Genomic DNA, 14,292 nt, shown 5'->3' with positions numbered 1-14,292 from the left:
GACCGGCCATCATCCTGGGCGAGCCTCCGCAGGAAACGTGATGCCGGGGTCGAAAAGTCCCTGCCATGAGAACGAAAGAGCTGGCTCTCGGTTCGGCCGTGCTGCTGCTCGCATCACTGTGGTCGAGCGCCGGCGCGGGCCCCGCTTCCGCCCCGCTCAAGGGGGAAGGCGAAGGGCTGAAGCTGATCGCCAACCTGCCGACGGGCTCGGGTACCGACATGGAGTTCGCGACGATCAAGGGGCACGAATATGGCTTCGTAACGTCCCGAACCGTCGGCAGCGACGGTCCGCCGGGAGGCCTCAATGTGGTCAACGTCGACAACCCCGCGAAGCCGAAGATCGTCGCGAAGCTCCCGTGCAACCTCAACCAGGGCGACGTCCAACTGAGCCACGACCTGAAGACGGCGATCATGGCGGCGGACTCGGCCGGAGGGCCCGACAGCTGCCTGATGGTCGGCAAGCTCGGCTTTATGACGATCGACATCTCGAACCCGCTCAAGCCGAAGCCGATCGGGGTCGCGGAGATCCCACGAGGCTCCCACAACGTCACCGCCCACCCCAAAGCGCCGTATGTCTACAACTCGGATTCGGACCAGGCGAAGCCGGGAGAGATCCAGATCTGGTCGATCAAGAACCCGGCGAAGCCGAAGCTGGTGAAGTCGGTCCTGAACCCGACGCACTCTCCGCACGATGTCTCGTTCAACAAAGACGGTTCGATGATGGTCACCGCGGCTCGCACGGCGGTCCACCTCTACGACACGAGCGACCCTGAGAACCCGGTGCTGCTTGGTGCGACCGGCTGTCCCGGGTGCTACCTGGCGCACGACGCCAAGTTCACACCGGACTCGAAGTGGGTGGTCGTCGGAGACGAAGCGGCCGGTGGCGCCCCCTACCCGTGCCCCGGCGGCGCGCTGTATTTCTACGAGATCGTCCAGGGCCGCGGGCTCGTGCTACGCGGGATCTACGAACCCGGCGAGGTCGTGTTCGCGTCCGAGGACCAGGGCGGTCCCGCCTCCTGCACCTCCCACGTCTTCGACATCTCCCCGGACGGAAAGACGCTGGCTATCTCCTGGTATTCAGCGGGCACCCGCTACCTCGACATCACGAACAAGGTCGGCGCGACCTTCGGCTCCACCGGGAACGGGGTGAAGGAGCTCGGCTGGTTCATCCCCGAAGGCGGCGACTCGTGGTCGTCGAAGTTCCACAAGGGGCCCTACATCTACTCGAACGACATCATGCGCGGCCTCGACGTCTACAGGATCACGGCGGGCAAGTAACCACCACCGCGGTCAGAGGCGGCCTAACAAGTGGCAAACACGGCGGTTACTAGACTCTGACTCGAGGCCCTCGTAGCTCAGGGGATAGAGCACAGGTTTCCTAAACCTGGTGTCGCAGGTTCGAATCCTGCCGGGGGCACGAGCTAAAAGCGCAGGTCAGAGGCTATTTCTGGACTTTTGTCAGAGCTTCGTCATATCCTGAAATCGCAAAAAGTCCGCAAAAAGTCCGCAAGCGACCTGGGGTTTTGCGATGGCGCACGTAAGGAAGGTCTCACGCAAGAAGGCGAGCGGTAAGGCCGCCCACGCGTGGCAGGTGCGGTACCGCGATCCAGATCGGGTCGAGAAGAGCCGGACCTTCCGTACTCGCGACGAAGCAGAACGCTTCGCGCGCAAGGTCGAGGTGAGCAAGGACGAGGGGAGCTACATCGACCCGGCTCTGGGCAAGACGCTGTTCCTCGAGTGGGCGCAGGACTGGCTGATCTCGAGCGCGCCCGGACTCAAGCCGAGCACGCTGTCCGGATATCGCAGTCTTCTCCGAAGCCACATCCTGCCGGTGTTTGGGAACGTTCCCCTCGCCAAGGTGAGGGCTGTAGATATCCGCCGCTTCGTCGGCGAGCTTTCCGACGCTGGAATGAGTCCGTCCCGGGTGCGTTCTGTCTACTTCCTTGTCCAGGCGGTCTTCCGTAGCGCCGTCGAGTCCGGCTATATCGGCCGCTCTCCTTGTATCGGCGTCAAGCTGCCGCGGCCGGTGGTGCGAGAGATGTCGTTCCTTTCCGCCGACGAGGTCAAGCGCGTAGCGGCCGCTGTACCGGACCAATACAAGGCGCTGATCTACGTGTTGGCGTACGCGGGGCTGCGTTGGGGCGAAGCGGCGGCGCTGCGACGGAAACGGGTCAACGTGCTGCGCCGGCGCCTGGACGTGTCCGAATCGCTATCGGACGTCGACGGACAGCTCCACTTCGGAACGACGAAGACGCACCAGTCGCGCCAGGTCGCTTTGCCGAAATCGCTAAACGAACAACTGAGACTGCACCTCGAGGACCACGTGAGAAAGGACCAGGCAGCGCTCGTCTTCACCTCGCCTGAGGGCGAACCCCTGCGGCTTCCGAACTTCCGCCGACGAGTGTGGTGGCCGGCGCTCGACGCTGCAGGCATCCCACGATCGGTGCGCATCCACGACCTCCGCCATACCTGCGCTTCACTATTGATAGCCCAAGGTGCCCATCCCAAGGCAATCCAGCAGCACCTGGGTCACAGCAGCATCTCGGTGACCCTGGACCGCTACGGTCACCTCTTGCCCGATCAGCAGGATCAGGTCGCAAACGCGCTCGACGAGATCATGCAATAAGCCAACGTCCGAATGGTCTGTGCGGCCGAGCGCTAGATCAGGCGGCGGTACTCATTCGACGTCCGATACCGATCGAGCATTCTGACGAGGGCACAACCCGTCAAGGGGGCTAGCGCGCTCCACGGCGACGACGTTCGTCTCGCTATGTCACTTCGCTAGTTCATTCGAGAGGCGGAGAGTATCGCGCTCGACACTGAGGTAGGTCGGGTTGCGCCAGGCACGGGGCACGCCCCAGCGATCCCGGTAGTGTGCGGCTATCTCGGCGAGATCGTTGTGGTACCACCGACCGACCTTCCGTTCGCCGCGAAGGTACTCCTTCCAATTCTTCGCGACAGGGGCAAGAAACACTTGCCGCTTGATTCCGTGCCGCACCAGTTGATCATCGAGCTCAAGCTTCGTGAGCGCGACCCGAAGTGTCCTCATCCGCCAATTCGGTCCGCACCCATAGCGATTGCCTCGCAGTTCGCCCCTAGTGCGGGCGAAATCAACAAGAGCATCGAACAGCTCCTCGGAAAATTGGAAGTGCCCGTACCCTTCGGTCCACCCGACCGGCTGGTAGAGCAACCGACCTTGGAAGCGCAATCGGTTGTAGATCGACGACCGTCCGAGGGATGACGTCGTCGTAATCAACACGGGGCGCGCACTCTTCAGCTGTTTACGGATCACAGTGACATTTCCCCTATATTTCTTGGCGATCAAGTCGAGCGCAGCATCAGACGTTGCCGCCATCGCGACGAGCTTGCCACCGATGAGCTCTCGGTAGGGAGAGACCGCGCCGCAGACGTATGCGTCAAGGACGTTGTAGAGCCGGTTGCTCCGTTGCTTGTGATCCCAGCCGATGACGCTGTCTCGCGCTCGGAGATTGAACACAGGGTCGCCCAGAGCGAAGATGCCGATCAGCTTGTCGTTGCTGCGATCCATGACGAGAAAACGCGTGCGGCGTCCGTAACCCTGCGAGACCGGGACACTCCACTGGAGGCTCGCGTATCGGAAGAGCGCGGCCTGCTCTTTCGTCTCGACCTGCACGACCTCGGGATTGATCTCGTCCGGGAAGACCTCGGTTCCCTCGGCGAAGGACTTGATCAGTAGGTCCTCCCACTCCTCGATGAAGGGCCAGGCGCGAGTGAGTAGAGACACGCGTTGCCGAAGGTGGAGACGTCGGATGCCTTCCTTCGTCACATCGGGGGGGATGACTCGGCCGCGTCGGTAGTGGAAGCCCGCCTCTTTCAGTTCGCGGACAACCCATCGTCGCAGGTGGTCTTCTCGCCAGTCAGGCAAACGCCGCATACCTCCCGAATCATGGGACCACCTGCACCAACCGGGGCATGGTCTACGCCACTCTTACCAGGTCAGACCGCGAATTCCCCGGAACTGGCCGGGCGCAGTCCGTCCTTCTACCTGAACTATGCCTACGGGGTGCGACAGTTTTCGGCGCGCCGAGACCGGGCCCAGGACCGTCGACGTTAAGACCCTGGGCAGTGGCCCAGCTTGCGATCGCCCTCTCGAGCGTCTTGTGATCTACCCCGACCCTTGCTGCGGCAGCGTTGTTGGACAGACCTTCGTAGTAGATCAATGCGAGGGCCTGAGCGACGAAAGGCGGAGCGGTCTTCGCGGCGCGAGCAAGCGCCACCCGAGCCAGGGCAGCGTCGCAGAGGTCCACACCCTCGCCCAAGCATCTCGACGCGTCCAAGACCTCGGCCATGGTCATGACGCCGTCCCCACTCTCGGCATCCATCGACAGCGGCGGCAACTCGCCCACAGCCGGCCGTTCACGCTTCTTCCGGCCCGGCGGGGTATATCCGTCGAATACTTCTCGTACCGCGTACGAACGCAAGAACCACTTCGCGAGACCGACGACATCGCGCGACCTGCGGATTCGTCGCCTGTCGAGGCGAACGAGGTGTATCCAGGTCTGCTGGACGATCTCGTCGTCGATCCCGTTGCGGAGACCAGGGATCGTGGCGTTGACATGGGCGCGAAGATCTCGGTTCAAGCGATGCGGGACCGCGAGCGCGGAAGGTACGTCGTTCAAGCAATCGATCAGAGCGGCGCCGTCGACGCGCGACGGCCCAGAAGCACCGGTGGCCATCCACCCTCCTATTCACCTCAGCGGTCGTTGCACCGCTGCGGTGACTGGTGGTCGTGGCGGCTCATGGCCGCGCCGCACCGGCGCTTGTTTCGATAGTAGTTCACGGCCTGGGCCCGGCGCCAGCTTCCTGGACCGGCACCGAGCCCAGCCTTGATAGTTGAACTATGAAGCCTCGGCCGAGTGCGTTTCGGGCGCGGCTTCCTCGGCTTCAGCCGCGATGACCTCCTCGGAGGCCTCCGCCGTGAAGTCCTCGGACCACGGGAGGCGCTGAGCCAACGCCTCGATCGCCGTCTCCAGGTACGGGCTCCAACGCTGCTTGCGCTGGGCCGTGTACCAGAGCGCCATCTCCTCCTCGGCTTCGAGTTCGGCTTTGGCCAGAGTGATCAAGAGGACGTCGACCGCTTCCTTGGCACGTGAGCCACCGGGAAGGCGAAGGAGATCTCCGTAGAGAACCCGGTAGAAGGGGTGCTCCTTGTTGATCTCGACGAGGATCTGAGGGCCGTCCCACTTGGGCTCGAAGAACGGACCGCTCGGCACCTCGACGTAATCAACGCGATAGCGATGACGTTTCTTCTCCTCGAGGGCGGCAGCGCGGGCCTCTTCCTTTAGGGCCTCTTGCGATGCCTCGGGAGTGCCACCCGGGGTGGCCGCTTTTACCCGCCGCTCGAACTCCTGCTCTGCCTCATCAGCACGGTGCGGCGGGAGGTGCGGGCGCGTCTGACCAGTAGCCGCGTCGGCCGCCATCGCCGCGAGTTCGGCCGGAGACGGTCCCGCGTCGGGACGAGGCTTCGGTAGCGTCCGATCCCTCTGCTCCGTCTGCCACCGCTGCTCGCGCCGCACAGCGGCATCGACCTCGGCTTCGGTGAGAACCCGCCAGAAGTCCTCGATCGGTCGTACGCCCTGCTTGTCGTTTGTGATGCCAAACGCATCGTCGAGTTCGGGACCGAACTGCACCTCGATCCCCCAGTGATACGCGTAGGACTGGAGCAACGGCCATCTCCCCAGCCCGCTCGCAACATCCGACGGCGAGCGCGGGAACAGGTCGACTGTCTGGAGTTCGCGACCGGCTCGGACGAAAGACATCCCCCGACGAGGCTGTCTGATCATCCAACGACGATTGGCATCGGAGACATCTCTACCTTTGGTCCCCTTGCCGACGGCGAAATCGACGGGGAGGCGCGACACCCGAACGTAGATCGTGCCGATCGTCCCTGAAGCCTCATCTATGTCCTCGGGTTCGCCGAGGAGACGCAGGCTGGCCTCCCCCGTGTCGTCGTCGCGGGTTAGTTCAACGGGCAGAGACCTCTCGAACGTCAGCTGCGCTCCACCGTCCTCCGGTGGGACGTAGTAGCGACCCCAGGGATGGATAAATAGAGGATCGACTGGCTGAACCTGAACCCCTTCGACGATCAGATCGAACTTGAAGAGGCTCGTGTCCTGGCCGCTTCCTCGGAGCAGGTAGCGATACACGACGCCGAAGTCGTCCACCATGTGATCTTTGAGATAGGCGGCTGTCCGCTTCGACAACCGATCACACTTCGACCACACGACGACGGTCCCATGGTCCAGCGCGAGGCCATTTCGAGACATGTAGTCCTCAATCCAGGCGGGAAGATCCGCCGGCTGCGGATCCTCGATCTTCTGGATCCCATCTTTCTTGTACTGGTCGATGTCGAGGTAGGCCCGCATTACCGGGTCTTCGGCACGCACCCTCGTGTAGACGTCGACACGTCGCGCCTGGTTGATCGATGCGTTCGGCAACCCGAACCCGAAGCGTCCGATGAAGTCGGGGTCCTCATGATGCGTGCCGCCACCCCAGGAGAGTGCGTACTGGGCCATCTTGGGCACCATTCCGGAACCGTCATCGATGAATGCGATCTCGGTCACATTCCTCTTGCCACTAGGTCCCTGCTCCTGGCGGAAGATGACGTCGACGCGGGTCGCTCCCGCTTCGATCGAGTTATCGACGATCTCTCGGCCTGCGGCAGCGGTGTTGCGGTAGGCACTCTTCCTCTGAGATTCGAGTGCGCGCTGCGCGTTAAAGAGCGGGAACGTGAAGTCGCTTGGGAGAGCTGCCAAGACCTTCTCTTGGCGCTCTATCTCTGTCATTAGCTTGTCCGTGCTCATCGCTTCGTCCTCCTGGTCTTGGCGGCGCATGGCCGCTGGATGGAATGGTGCTAGGCGGCCGCCGAAGCGGCCTGGGTGGATCAAGGTGCCCTGGCTTGCTGCACATCAACCTCCTCGGTCATGGCGGCTCGTGGCCGCGAGTCGGTTACGGGTACTTGTAGCCGACCAAGCAGCAGTTTCGGACAGACGATCAATCGAATCCGAAGTGGATGTGGTCGCGGTGATCGGCATCGGTGAAACCGCCGGGGAATCCCACCGCACCGAAAGGGTGCCCGAGCTCACTCGGGCGCAGAGCGCCTTCCAGTCCAGCGATCTCCAGCACGACCCGGTAGGCGGCATCGTTCTTGCTACTCACTGGCGAACCGTCAACGATGAAGATGTCGGCGCCGCGCCCGTAGTAATGATTTGAAACGCTTCCCGAGCGCGTGTATTTGCTGTGGCCGGTCTTGAAGACCGAGATCGTGATGGTGTGGCGTTGTGCGATCCACGAGAGAAGCGAGACCAGCCGTTCATCGACCGCACCAGCTTCCAGGTCAGCGCGGGCATTGGGTGTCAACACTACGCGTGGGTTTCGCAGGAGGTCGGTGGCCGCGGCGTATGCCACGCCCTCTGGAAGCGAGATGACGCCGTAGCTCGCGGCGAGGGTTAGGACTTCGTTTACGTATGCCTGAGAGTGGTTGTAGTTCCAGACAGCTGTTGCCAGGCGCTCTGGATCTCCAGCTCCGTTCGCGCACAGCAGGTTCGCCGCACTAAAGATCGCGTCGTCGACGTCGTTGATGTCGGCCCGTCCGTCCCCGTCACCGTCGACCCCGTAAGCCTCGAACGTCGGAGGCATGAACTGCATCGGCCCCTGCGCGCCCGCACTCGACGTTGCGCGCCCGGTGCCGAACCTCGTCTCGACCTTGTGGATAGCGGCCAGCACCGTCCAATCCAAACCTTCACAGGTTGCTGCGGAGGCTTCGTAAACGCCGATCAGCTCGTGAGGGATCTCACTTAGCGCGAGCTCGGACGGCGACGGTTGGTCCCCAGACAGAGACAGCAGCACTCCCACCAAGAGGAGCGGGAAGAGAAGGAGAAATACGAGGATCGCTGAGACGAGCGAGACTCGCTTCATGTGTCGCTACGAAGCTCGACGAAGGCCGCGCTCTTGGAACCAGGGTCGGAGAGTGAGTCGAGCAGGAGGAAGGTGTCCGTAAACAAGGACTCCTTCGCCCGGCCGGATCCCTCTCAACACGTTCGCGGGAGCGATGCTGCGAAGAGACGTGGACTCCGTGGTCGAACGGCTTCCCTGGGCCCCTCGGGTGATCGACGCTTGCAATATCTCTTCATCACCCAGCAACCGAGAGGCGTACTCAAGCGTCTGCGTGTCCGAGATTCCTGACAGCAGAATCTTGGCGCGGTGGTTGTTGATCACCGTCTGCGCCCGTTCCCGGTAACGGTTCGTGATCTGCGCCAAGTCTTGAAAGATGCTCACGAGCTGGATGCCATGTCCGGCGGCGGTGGAGGCCAGAGCGTCGAGGTCTCGCAGCGGTGCGATGTTCGCTGCCTCGTCCAACACCAACAGCAAGGGTGGACTGAGCGGCCCATCTTGCGAAGCGCGCTCGTACGCATACGAGATGACCGTGTGAAGGAGCGTCTCGAAGAGCGGGCGGAGTCGTCTCTGCTCATGCGACGGTGAAACTACATACAACGTCTTCCTACTGCCGCGCTCGAGGAAGGCGTGCGGTGAGATGTCACTCACTTCAGCAGACTTCGCCACGATCGGGTCCTCGTACGCGGCCAGAACCGTCTCGGCCGTCGTGTAGACGGAACTCTTCTGACGAACGTCTCGCTTGAAGGATGCCTGGGCCGCGTCGATCGCACCTTGGTCAGCGCCTTGGAGCGCTTTCAGAACCTCGCGCTCTTCCTGAAGGTTCACCCATCGAACAACGTCAGCGATGGACCCATCGGAGCGCGCCGCTGCGAACATCAGAGGTGCCAGGAGCTTGGCCGCCGCCTGATACCAGAACTCAGCATCCGAAAGCCCGGTCGAGCCACTAGGGGCAGCTCCTGCCAGCCATGACGCGGTCTTCTGGGCGCCGTGCCAGGTTCCACACGACGCGAGAGGCGACCACCCGCTGCATCCTTGTGATGTGGACGAGGTCGGGTCATAGACCCAAACGTCATCCTGGTTCTGTCTCATCTCCAGGGTGTCGCGTAGCAGGTCGGACTTAACGCTGGTAGCAAGCACCGGACCCTCCCATTCGAGGATCGCGGGAATCGCGAACCCGGTCGTCTTCATGGACTGCGTCGGACCGAGCACGATGACGCTCTGACGCTCCTCGGCAGCAACTAGCTTCGAGCCCACACGACCAAGCGTGAGTCGACCAGGCTCCGGAGTCCTGACGACTAATGGGCGGAGGTCGCCAGGTGTCGCCCACGACGATGAGCGCGCGCTCCCGGAGAAGGAGCCCTTGAAGAGCCGATACAGCAACAGCGCGATGAACCCGGCCGCAGTGATGAGGACGACGAGCATGCCGTAGAAGATGAACGGACCACCCATGTGAGCGCGCACTCGACGCGGCCACGCAAGGCGCGGGTCAGTCGCATGTTCGGGCAGGTTCACCAATACCTTCCCCATCTGCGAGAACCTCGCTCCCGTGAACTGTCCACTGGCGATAAGCCCCGACACCTCGCCGGTCGCCCACAGCACAAGGCCCAAACCGATCAGGGCCAGGACGGCGACAAAGGCGGTGTTCTCCCAACCCTCCTCGCGAGGGCGGGGCAGAGGTCGTGAGGGACCGTTCATCACGCGATCCCCGCCAACTGCTGCTGGATCATCCTGGCGTCGGTATCGATCAGCGCGCGCTCGGTCTTGCCCAACAGATGCCAAACGAGAAACGACCGCTCGCCGATCTTCCACAAGGCGACTCCTCGCTCGAGCTGAGGCAGCAGCGCCGCCTCGGTATCGGTTAGTCCAAGAAGGTCCTTAGTGGCTTGGACTTCCGAATGAGGTTGCGCGTACACGACCCGAGTCTCGGTATCGGAGAGAAGTCCGCGCGCTACCCGTTCTTGCTGACTGCCCTGCGCGCCCGTCGCGGCGAGGTCAGAGAAGCGATGCATCACCGCGATGTTCTGCAGACCCCGTGCGCGCGAGAGCTTGAAGCTCGCTTGCAACCACTTGGCGATGCCGAGGTTGGACAGGATCGCCCAGGCTTCGTCGAGGACGAAGATGGTCTTGCGATCCGACGACTCGGCGAGAACACCTTGGAGCCACGCCGCAGCGCAGGTCATGAGTATCCCGAGCGCATCGGAGTCGTAGACCGCCGAGAGATCGAGTACGACCATGTCGGCACCAAGGTCGATCGACCGTGAGGTCTTGTCATCGAACATCCCTTTGAGGTCACCCGTGACCAAACGACGTAGTTCGAAAGCGACCTCTCGTCCCCACTCGATCAAGGCGCCCCGGTCCGCAGCAACATTGAGCGTCGCGTCCTCGGACGGATTGAGCAGTGCGTCGACCACCTGCGGGAGTGTCGCTTCTCCATTCCCCGTCGCCTGCTCAAGAGCTCTCTCAAGCGCCGTCTTCTCTTGCGGTTTGAGTGGCCTATCAAGAGCTGCCGCGCTGATCGCCTGCAGCAGACGGAGTTGGTCCTCATGGGCGATGCGCTTGTCCAATGGATTAAGCCGAAGACGCCCACGAGGGCGGAGATCGATCACCTTCGTGTCGCAGAACGCGGCGAGTTGCGAGTACTCGCCCTTCGGGTCCATGACAACGACGCGTCGGCCAAAGACCTGTTCCCTGAGACACAGCGTCTTTACTAGGGCGGACTTCCCACGACCGAGCTGGCCCGCTATCACCATGTTCGGCGACGTGATGACTCCCTGCTCGTAGAGCTCGAACGCGTCGTAGGTGAACGATCCGCCGAAGAGGTCCCTACCGATGAACGCTCCTCGGCCGCCGAGACCACCTTCGGCCACGAAGGGATAGGCAGCCTGCAGATGCGCAGTGGTCAGCCGATGTCCGCGCTGGCCCCTCATTTAAGGCCTCGACACAGAGGAAGCGTGTAGGTGAAGGCAAGTGCCTGCTCGCCGCCCAGGCGCCGAAGGTCTAGGAACGATCGACCGGCGGCTTCTTCCACCTCGCTGCAGGCGCTCTCGAGCTCTTCCTTCGTAGCCGCGGTCACCGTGATGAATCCAGCAAAACGGTAGAAGGCGTGACCTTGGGATAGGTCGTGCTCGTGGTCAGCCAGCGAGTCTTGTTCCTTACGGCGTCTCGACGTGGTCACGAACCCAGCGCGCTGGCGAAGCTCCTCATCCGCAGCCGCAGAGGTGCGCGCGGATTCAACCGACTTGATCGCCTTCAGCGGACTTACGGGCTCCATGGTGAGCGATACCGTCCGCATCGCCTCGGTGCGAAGCAGCAGGGGCGCTAGGAAGTCGGGCTCGACGTCTATCCGCGGCCACTCTGAGATCCAATAGGTCGCGTGCCAACCTGAGTCGGTGCGATAGCTCGCCCATGCCTCGTCTGCTGCCATGGGGCCCGCGTTGACCACCGCAGTGCCAACTCGCTCCGGGTCCTTGGACGCGATGCTCGCGATCTTCTGTCGACTGTCGGGATCGAAGGCGCTCCGCAATACGTGTGCGACAAGGCGAGGGGTCAATGCGCCCTCCACTGCGATGTCCGTCCCCATGAGGCTCGAAGAAACCGCCGCGAGCTCCCGACGCAGCACCTCACAGGCTCCGGAGTCTCCTCCGCCGGCCGCTTTGACCGCGCGACTACAACGACCGCTATGGATCTGCACGGCGATGAAGACCTCGTGCTCCTGGGTGGTTGGGCCGGCTTGGTCCACCACCTCGAGGTACGAGCGGGCGATTGCTGAATCCAGAGGAACGCGTACGTTCTCCTTCAGGTATTCACCGATCTCGTTTCCGGGGTCGGGAACCGTTCGTTCGATCCACTGGATGCGATGCACGGTCCCACCTTCACGAGCTAGCCCCGAAAGGATCCCCGCCCAGCTCGAAAGTCGCCGCGCCTTCTCGGGTCCGTCCAGCAGGGCGAAGGACTTGCCGCGCGCGGCAAGGATCCCGGTGTAGGTGCCGTGTCTACGGTCCTTCAGCACTCCGATCCGGAGGCCAGCTCCAGGTACCTCATGCGACAACAAGACGATCTCTCGCATCTGCTGCGGGAAGCTGGGTTGCCCCTCGAAGCTGACCGTCTGCCCCGACTCAGGCGCGCGCGAGAAGAACCTGCGCTTTCCCGTGAGCGTTCTCCGCATCCACCCGGCGAGGACGGGGACCCATTCGTCCAACGTCCTGCCACCGACTGGCACGAAGCCACCGCCCACTCCCACCAACAGAGTTGTCATCGCCACGGGGAATCCGGATGCAGGGGGGAGAGCGCGCAGAACAACGACCACCAAGAAACCTGTGACTCCGAGGATGACCAGCTGCGCGCTGCGCAACCCTGCGAGCACGCCCCTGCGCTCAAGAGGACCGAACCTGTATCGAGGAACGTCGGCCATCAGTCTTGTCGTTGAGTGCGAGGCGGACGCTTCGCCGGAGAATTCGATGGGGTGTTACCACCACCGGCTCTGCGACCCGACGAGGCTGGCGGCTCGACACCCTTGGAACTGCCGGGGACCTGTCGTTCGACCTTCGATCCTGGAGTCTTCACCGCGGCTTGGGCGGAACGTGCTGCCGCGGCACCCGCACCAACTACGGCGGATGACCCCACGCCTATGCCGGCACCGGCGACGGCCAACCCTTGGCCCGAACGCCCTCTGGTCTTCGCACGCATCACCGAGATCGCCTGGTTGACCCCAGCGTTGGGCCCCAGCGACTGGATCGGAGCGCGGCCCTTGCCTTGGAGGTGGTCGATCGCAGCGCCTTCGACCATCGGCACTAACTTCATGATGGCGAATGGTGAGAACGCAGCCATGAGCATCAGTGCAGCGGCTCCCATCACGGTCCCGAACCCTCCGCCCCCAGGATCAGCCAAGGCCGCGGTGGCGAGACTGATCACAGCAACGATGACGAACTTGGACAGGATCAGCGCGACGAGAATCTCGATCAGACGCTTCGTCCAGCGCATCGCGGCCGGCCACACCAAGCCCGCAAGGATCATCGGAAGAAAGAAGACGGCTGCGGTCACCGCGGCAGAACGGATGAGGAGTTCGAGCCACACGAAGAAGGACCCGACGACCAGCAGAAGAGCTCCGAAGAAGATCGCAAAAGAAGGAGCTACTGGGCCTCCTACTGCTCCCGCCCCTGAGAGCGTTCCCCCCACCGAATCGAAGATCTCGGACACGTCCCCGGCCACGTTACGAGCGACAGCAGCGCTCATCGAGTCCGTGATGCTCAGTAGTGCTTGCGTGAAATGGACCGCGAGGAAGGTTCCGAGGACTGCTACTGGCAAGTAAACGAAGAATGACCTCGCCAGTTGCGAGATGTCTTGAGTAACGACCGCTCGCACGGTCGCGATAAGAAGCATCGGAAGAATCACGAGCGCAGCTAGCCCAACCATGAATTGGTAGCGCTCGTCGAACCAATCTGCTTCCAAACCCGGCGTCGTCGAGTGGTCGATGAAGCCGACGACTTTTCCAAGAATCCACTGGGCTGTGTCAGACACCCATGAGGTGACGGCATCGACAGCGCTCCCAGCTGCGTATCGGACAGGTGCCGTCGCTATCTCTCCGGCCTTCCCCGCGACCCTCTTGCCCAGTTCGCAAACAGGGTCGAAGGCGAAGAATGCTTCACACTTCCCAGGCGCCGCCACGGCGGGTGTCGGCGCGGCCAGAACCACAGCGGCCGATGCGCCAACTAGGACGCTAAGGCGTCGGCGCATGGCCAAACTCCTCAAAGTCCAAGAGCGGGTTACCCCCTCGTTCGTCCTCCGATCGCACCAGTTCGGGGGTCGGGCCAGTTGCCGAGTCCTGGCCAGCCACGCGCCATCCGTCTGAGGTCCACACCAATTCGAGTGTTCCGGTTATCCAGGTCTCCTCGACTCCGACGATCTTTGGCCCAGTTGCCAGCGTCACTCCCCACAGATCGACAGTCGCTGCGTTCTCTGCGAACTCGACCACTCGGTAACGAGCTGGGACGAACGAGAACGTTCCTTCCGACCCATACCTCTCCTCAAGGAAACTCAGAGTGTTGTCTGCCAGCTCCTCAGCCTTCGACGTCCAATCTGGTGCTGCAACCTCTCGAATCGCCTCGCGGTACTGATCCTCATCCGTGGACACATCAGCGATAACTCGAGAGAACTCTGTGGCCGCCGCGATTGCCCCCTCTTCCGTTTGCGGATGCTCACTAAGCTTTGTTGCATCTGCGCTAGGTGGGCGTGGCGACGCCTCCTCTTGCGGAGGCGCGAGGGCACGACCGATCCACAAACCGAGCAACAAGGCGACAACAACCACAACGCCCATCAGGAGAAGGGGTCGTCGCGGCGATTCGGAGTTCGTTGACCGCAT

The 14,292-nt window shown here is 62.6% G+C and carries 11 protein-coding genes and 1 tRNA gene; 3 read left to right on the top strand and 9 right to left on the bottom strand.

Annotated elements, in window-relative coordinates:
* Positions 1–65 precede the first annotated feature (65 nt).
* The 3 genes from M3N53_13435 to M3N53_13425 all read left to right on the top strand — a co-directional run bounded on the left by M3N53_13435 (position 66) and on the right by M3N53_13425 (position 2,625).
* A complete protein-coding gene (locus M3N53_13435; protein MDP9069330.1) occupies positions 66–1,277 on the top strand; it encodes a hypothetical protein in 1,212 nt (403 codons plus the stop codon).
* A gap of 66 nt (positions 1,278–1,343) precedes the next feature.
* Positions 1,344–1,416 (top strand) — tRNA-Arg (locus M3N53_13430).
* Positions 1,417–1,527: 111 nt separating this feature from the next.
* Positions 1,528–2,625 carry a site-specific integrase gene (locus M3N53_13425; GenBank protein MDP9069329.1) on the top strand — a complete coding sequence of 366 codons (1,098 nt, stop codon included), beginning with the start codon at positions 1,528–1,530 and terminating at the stop codon, positions 2,623–2,625.
* A gap of 147 nt (positions 2,626–2,772) precedes the next feature.
* On the opposite strand, the gene M3N53_13420 is transcribed toward M3N53_13425, so the two are convergent.
* The 9 genes from M3N53_13420 to M3N53_13380 form a co-directional block, all read right to left on the bottom strand.
* Positions 2,773–3,912 carry a DUF4338 domain-containing protein gene (locus M3N53_13420; GenBank protein ID MDP9069328.1) on the bottom strand — a complete coding sequence of 380 codons (1,140 nt, stop codon included), beginning with the start codon at positions 3,910–3,912 and terminating at the stop codon, positions 2,773–2,775.
* A gap of 43 nt (positions 3,913–3,955) precedes the next feature.
* Positions 3,956–4,714: a hypothetical protein gene (locus M3N53_13415; GenBank protein MDP9069327.1), complete on the bottom strand. Its 759-nt coding sequence runs from the start codon at positions 4,712–4,714 to the stop codon at positions 3,956–3,958.
* A 162-nt stretch (positions 4,715–4,876) separates the two neighbouring features.
* Complete coding sequence (locus M3N53_13410) at positions 4,877–6,841, bottom strand: ATP-binding protein (protein ID MDP9069326.1); 1,965 nt, start codon at positions 6,839–6,841, stop codon at positions 4,877–4,879.
* A gap of 190 nt (positions 6,842–7,031) precedes the next feature.
* On the bottom strand, positions 7,032–7,955 hold the full coding sequence (locus M3N53_13405) for a lytic transglycosylase domain-containing protein (GenBank protein ID MDP9069325.1): 924 nt from the start codon (positions 7,953–7,955) through the stop codon (positions 7,032–7,034).
* A 6-nt stretch (positions 7,956–7,961) separates the two neighbouring features.
* Positions 7,962–9,629 carry a type IV secretory system conjugative DNA transfer family protein gene (locus M3N53_13400; protein ID MDP9069324.1) on the bottom strand — a complete coding sequence of 556 codons (1,668 nt, stop codon included), beginning with the start codon at positions 9,627–9,629 and terminating at the stop codon, positions 7,962–7,964.
* Positions 9,629–10,861, bottom strand: a complete 1,233-nt coding sequence (locus tag M3N53_13395) for an ATP-binding protein (GenBank protein ID MDP9069323.1) — start codon at positions 10,859–10,861, stop codon at positions 9,629–9,631. The genes M3N53_13400 and M3N53_13395 overlap by 1 nt, the downstream gene beginning before the upstream one ends.
* Positions 10,858–12,345 carry a type VII secretion protein EccE gene (locus M3N53_13390; GenBank protein MDP9069322.1) on the bottom strand — a complete coding sequence of 496 codons (1,488 nt, stop codon included), beginning with the start codon at positions 12,343–12,345 and terminating at the stop codon, positions 10,858–10,860. The genes M3N53_13395 and M3N53_13390 overlap by 4 nt, the downstream gene beginning before the upstream one ends.
* Positions 12,345–13,667, bottom strand: a complete 1,323-nt coding sequence (locus tag M3N53_13385; protein MDP9069321.1) for a hypothetical protein — start codon at positions 13,665–13,667, stop codon at positions 12,345–12,347. The genes M3N53_13390 and M3N53_13385 overlap by 1 nt, the downstream gene beginning before the upstream one ends.
* Positions 13,651–14,247, bottom strand: coding sequence for a hypothetical protein (locus M3N53_13380; protein ID MDP9069320.1), 597 nt, complete (start codon positions 14,245–14,247; stop codon positions 13,651–13,653). Before M3N53_13380 ends, M3N53_13385 begins: the two co-directional genes overlap by 17 nt.
* Between the last annotated feature and the right edge of the window lie 45 nt (positions 14,248–14,292).

This window comes from Actinomycetota bacterium, from assembly GCA_030776625.1.
In the GTDB taxonomy this organism is placed as follows: Bacteria; Actinomycetota; CADDZG01; order CADDZG01; family WHSQ01; genus MB1-2.
This window is presented reverse-complemented; position numbering and strand designations above follow the sequence as displayed.

Excerpts from the sequence above, each read along its gene's own strand:
- M3N53_13435 (MDP9069330.1), top strand. The coding sequence starts at position 66 with ATGAGAACGAAAGAGCTGGCTCTCGGTTCGGCCGTGCTGCTGCTCGCA.
- M3N53_13425 (MDP9069329.1), top strand. The coding sequence starts at position 1,528 with ATGGCGCACGTAAGGAAGGTCTCACGCAAGAAGGCGAGCGGTAAGGCC.
- M3N53_13420 (MDP9069328.1), bottom strand. The coding sequence starts at position 3,912 with ATGCGGCGTTTGCCTGACTGGCGAGAAGACCACCTGCGACGATGGGTT.
- M3N53_13415 (MDP9069327.1), bottom strand. The coding sequence starts at position 4,714 with ATGGCCACCGGTGCTTCTGGGCCGTCGCGCGTCGACGGCGCCGCTCTG.
- M3N53_13410 (MDP9069326.1), bottom strand. The coding sequence starts at position 6,841 with ATGAGCACGGACAAGCTAATGACAGAGATAGAGCGCCAAGAGAAGGTC.
- M3N53_13405 (MDP9069325.1), bottom strand. The coding sequence starts at position 7,955 with ATGAAGCGAGTCTCGCTCGTCTCAGCGATCCTCGTATTTCTCCTTCTC.
- M3N53_13400 (MDP9069324.1), bottom strand. The coding sequence starts at position 9,629 with ATGAACGGTCCCTCACGACCTCTGCCCCGCCCTCGCGAGGAGGGTTGG.
- M3N53_13395 (MDP9069323.1), bottom strand. The coding sequence starts at position 10,861 with ATGAGGGGCCAGCGCGGACATCGGCTGACCACTGCGCATCTGCAGGCT.
- M3N53_13390 (MDP9069322.1), bottom strand. The coding sequence starts at position 12,345 with ATGGCCGACGTTCCTCGATACAGGTTCGGTCCTCTTGAGCGCAGGGGC.
- M3N53_13385 (MDP9069321.1), bottom strand. The coding sequence starts at position 13,667 with ATGCGCCGACGCCTTAGCGTCCTAGTTGGCGCATCGGCCGCTGTGGTT.
- M3N53_13380 (MDP9069320.1), bottom strand. The coding sequence starts at position 14,247 with ATGGGCGTTGTGGTTGTTGTCGCCTTGTTGCTCGGTTTGTGGATCGGT.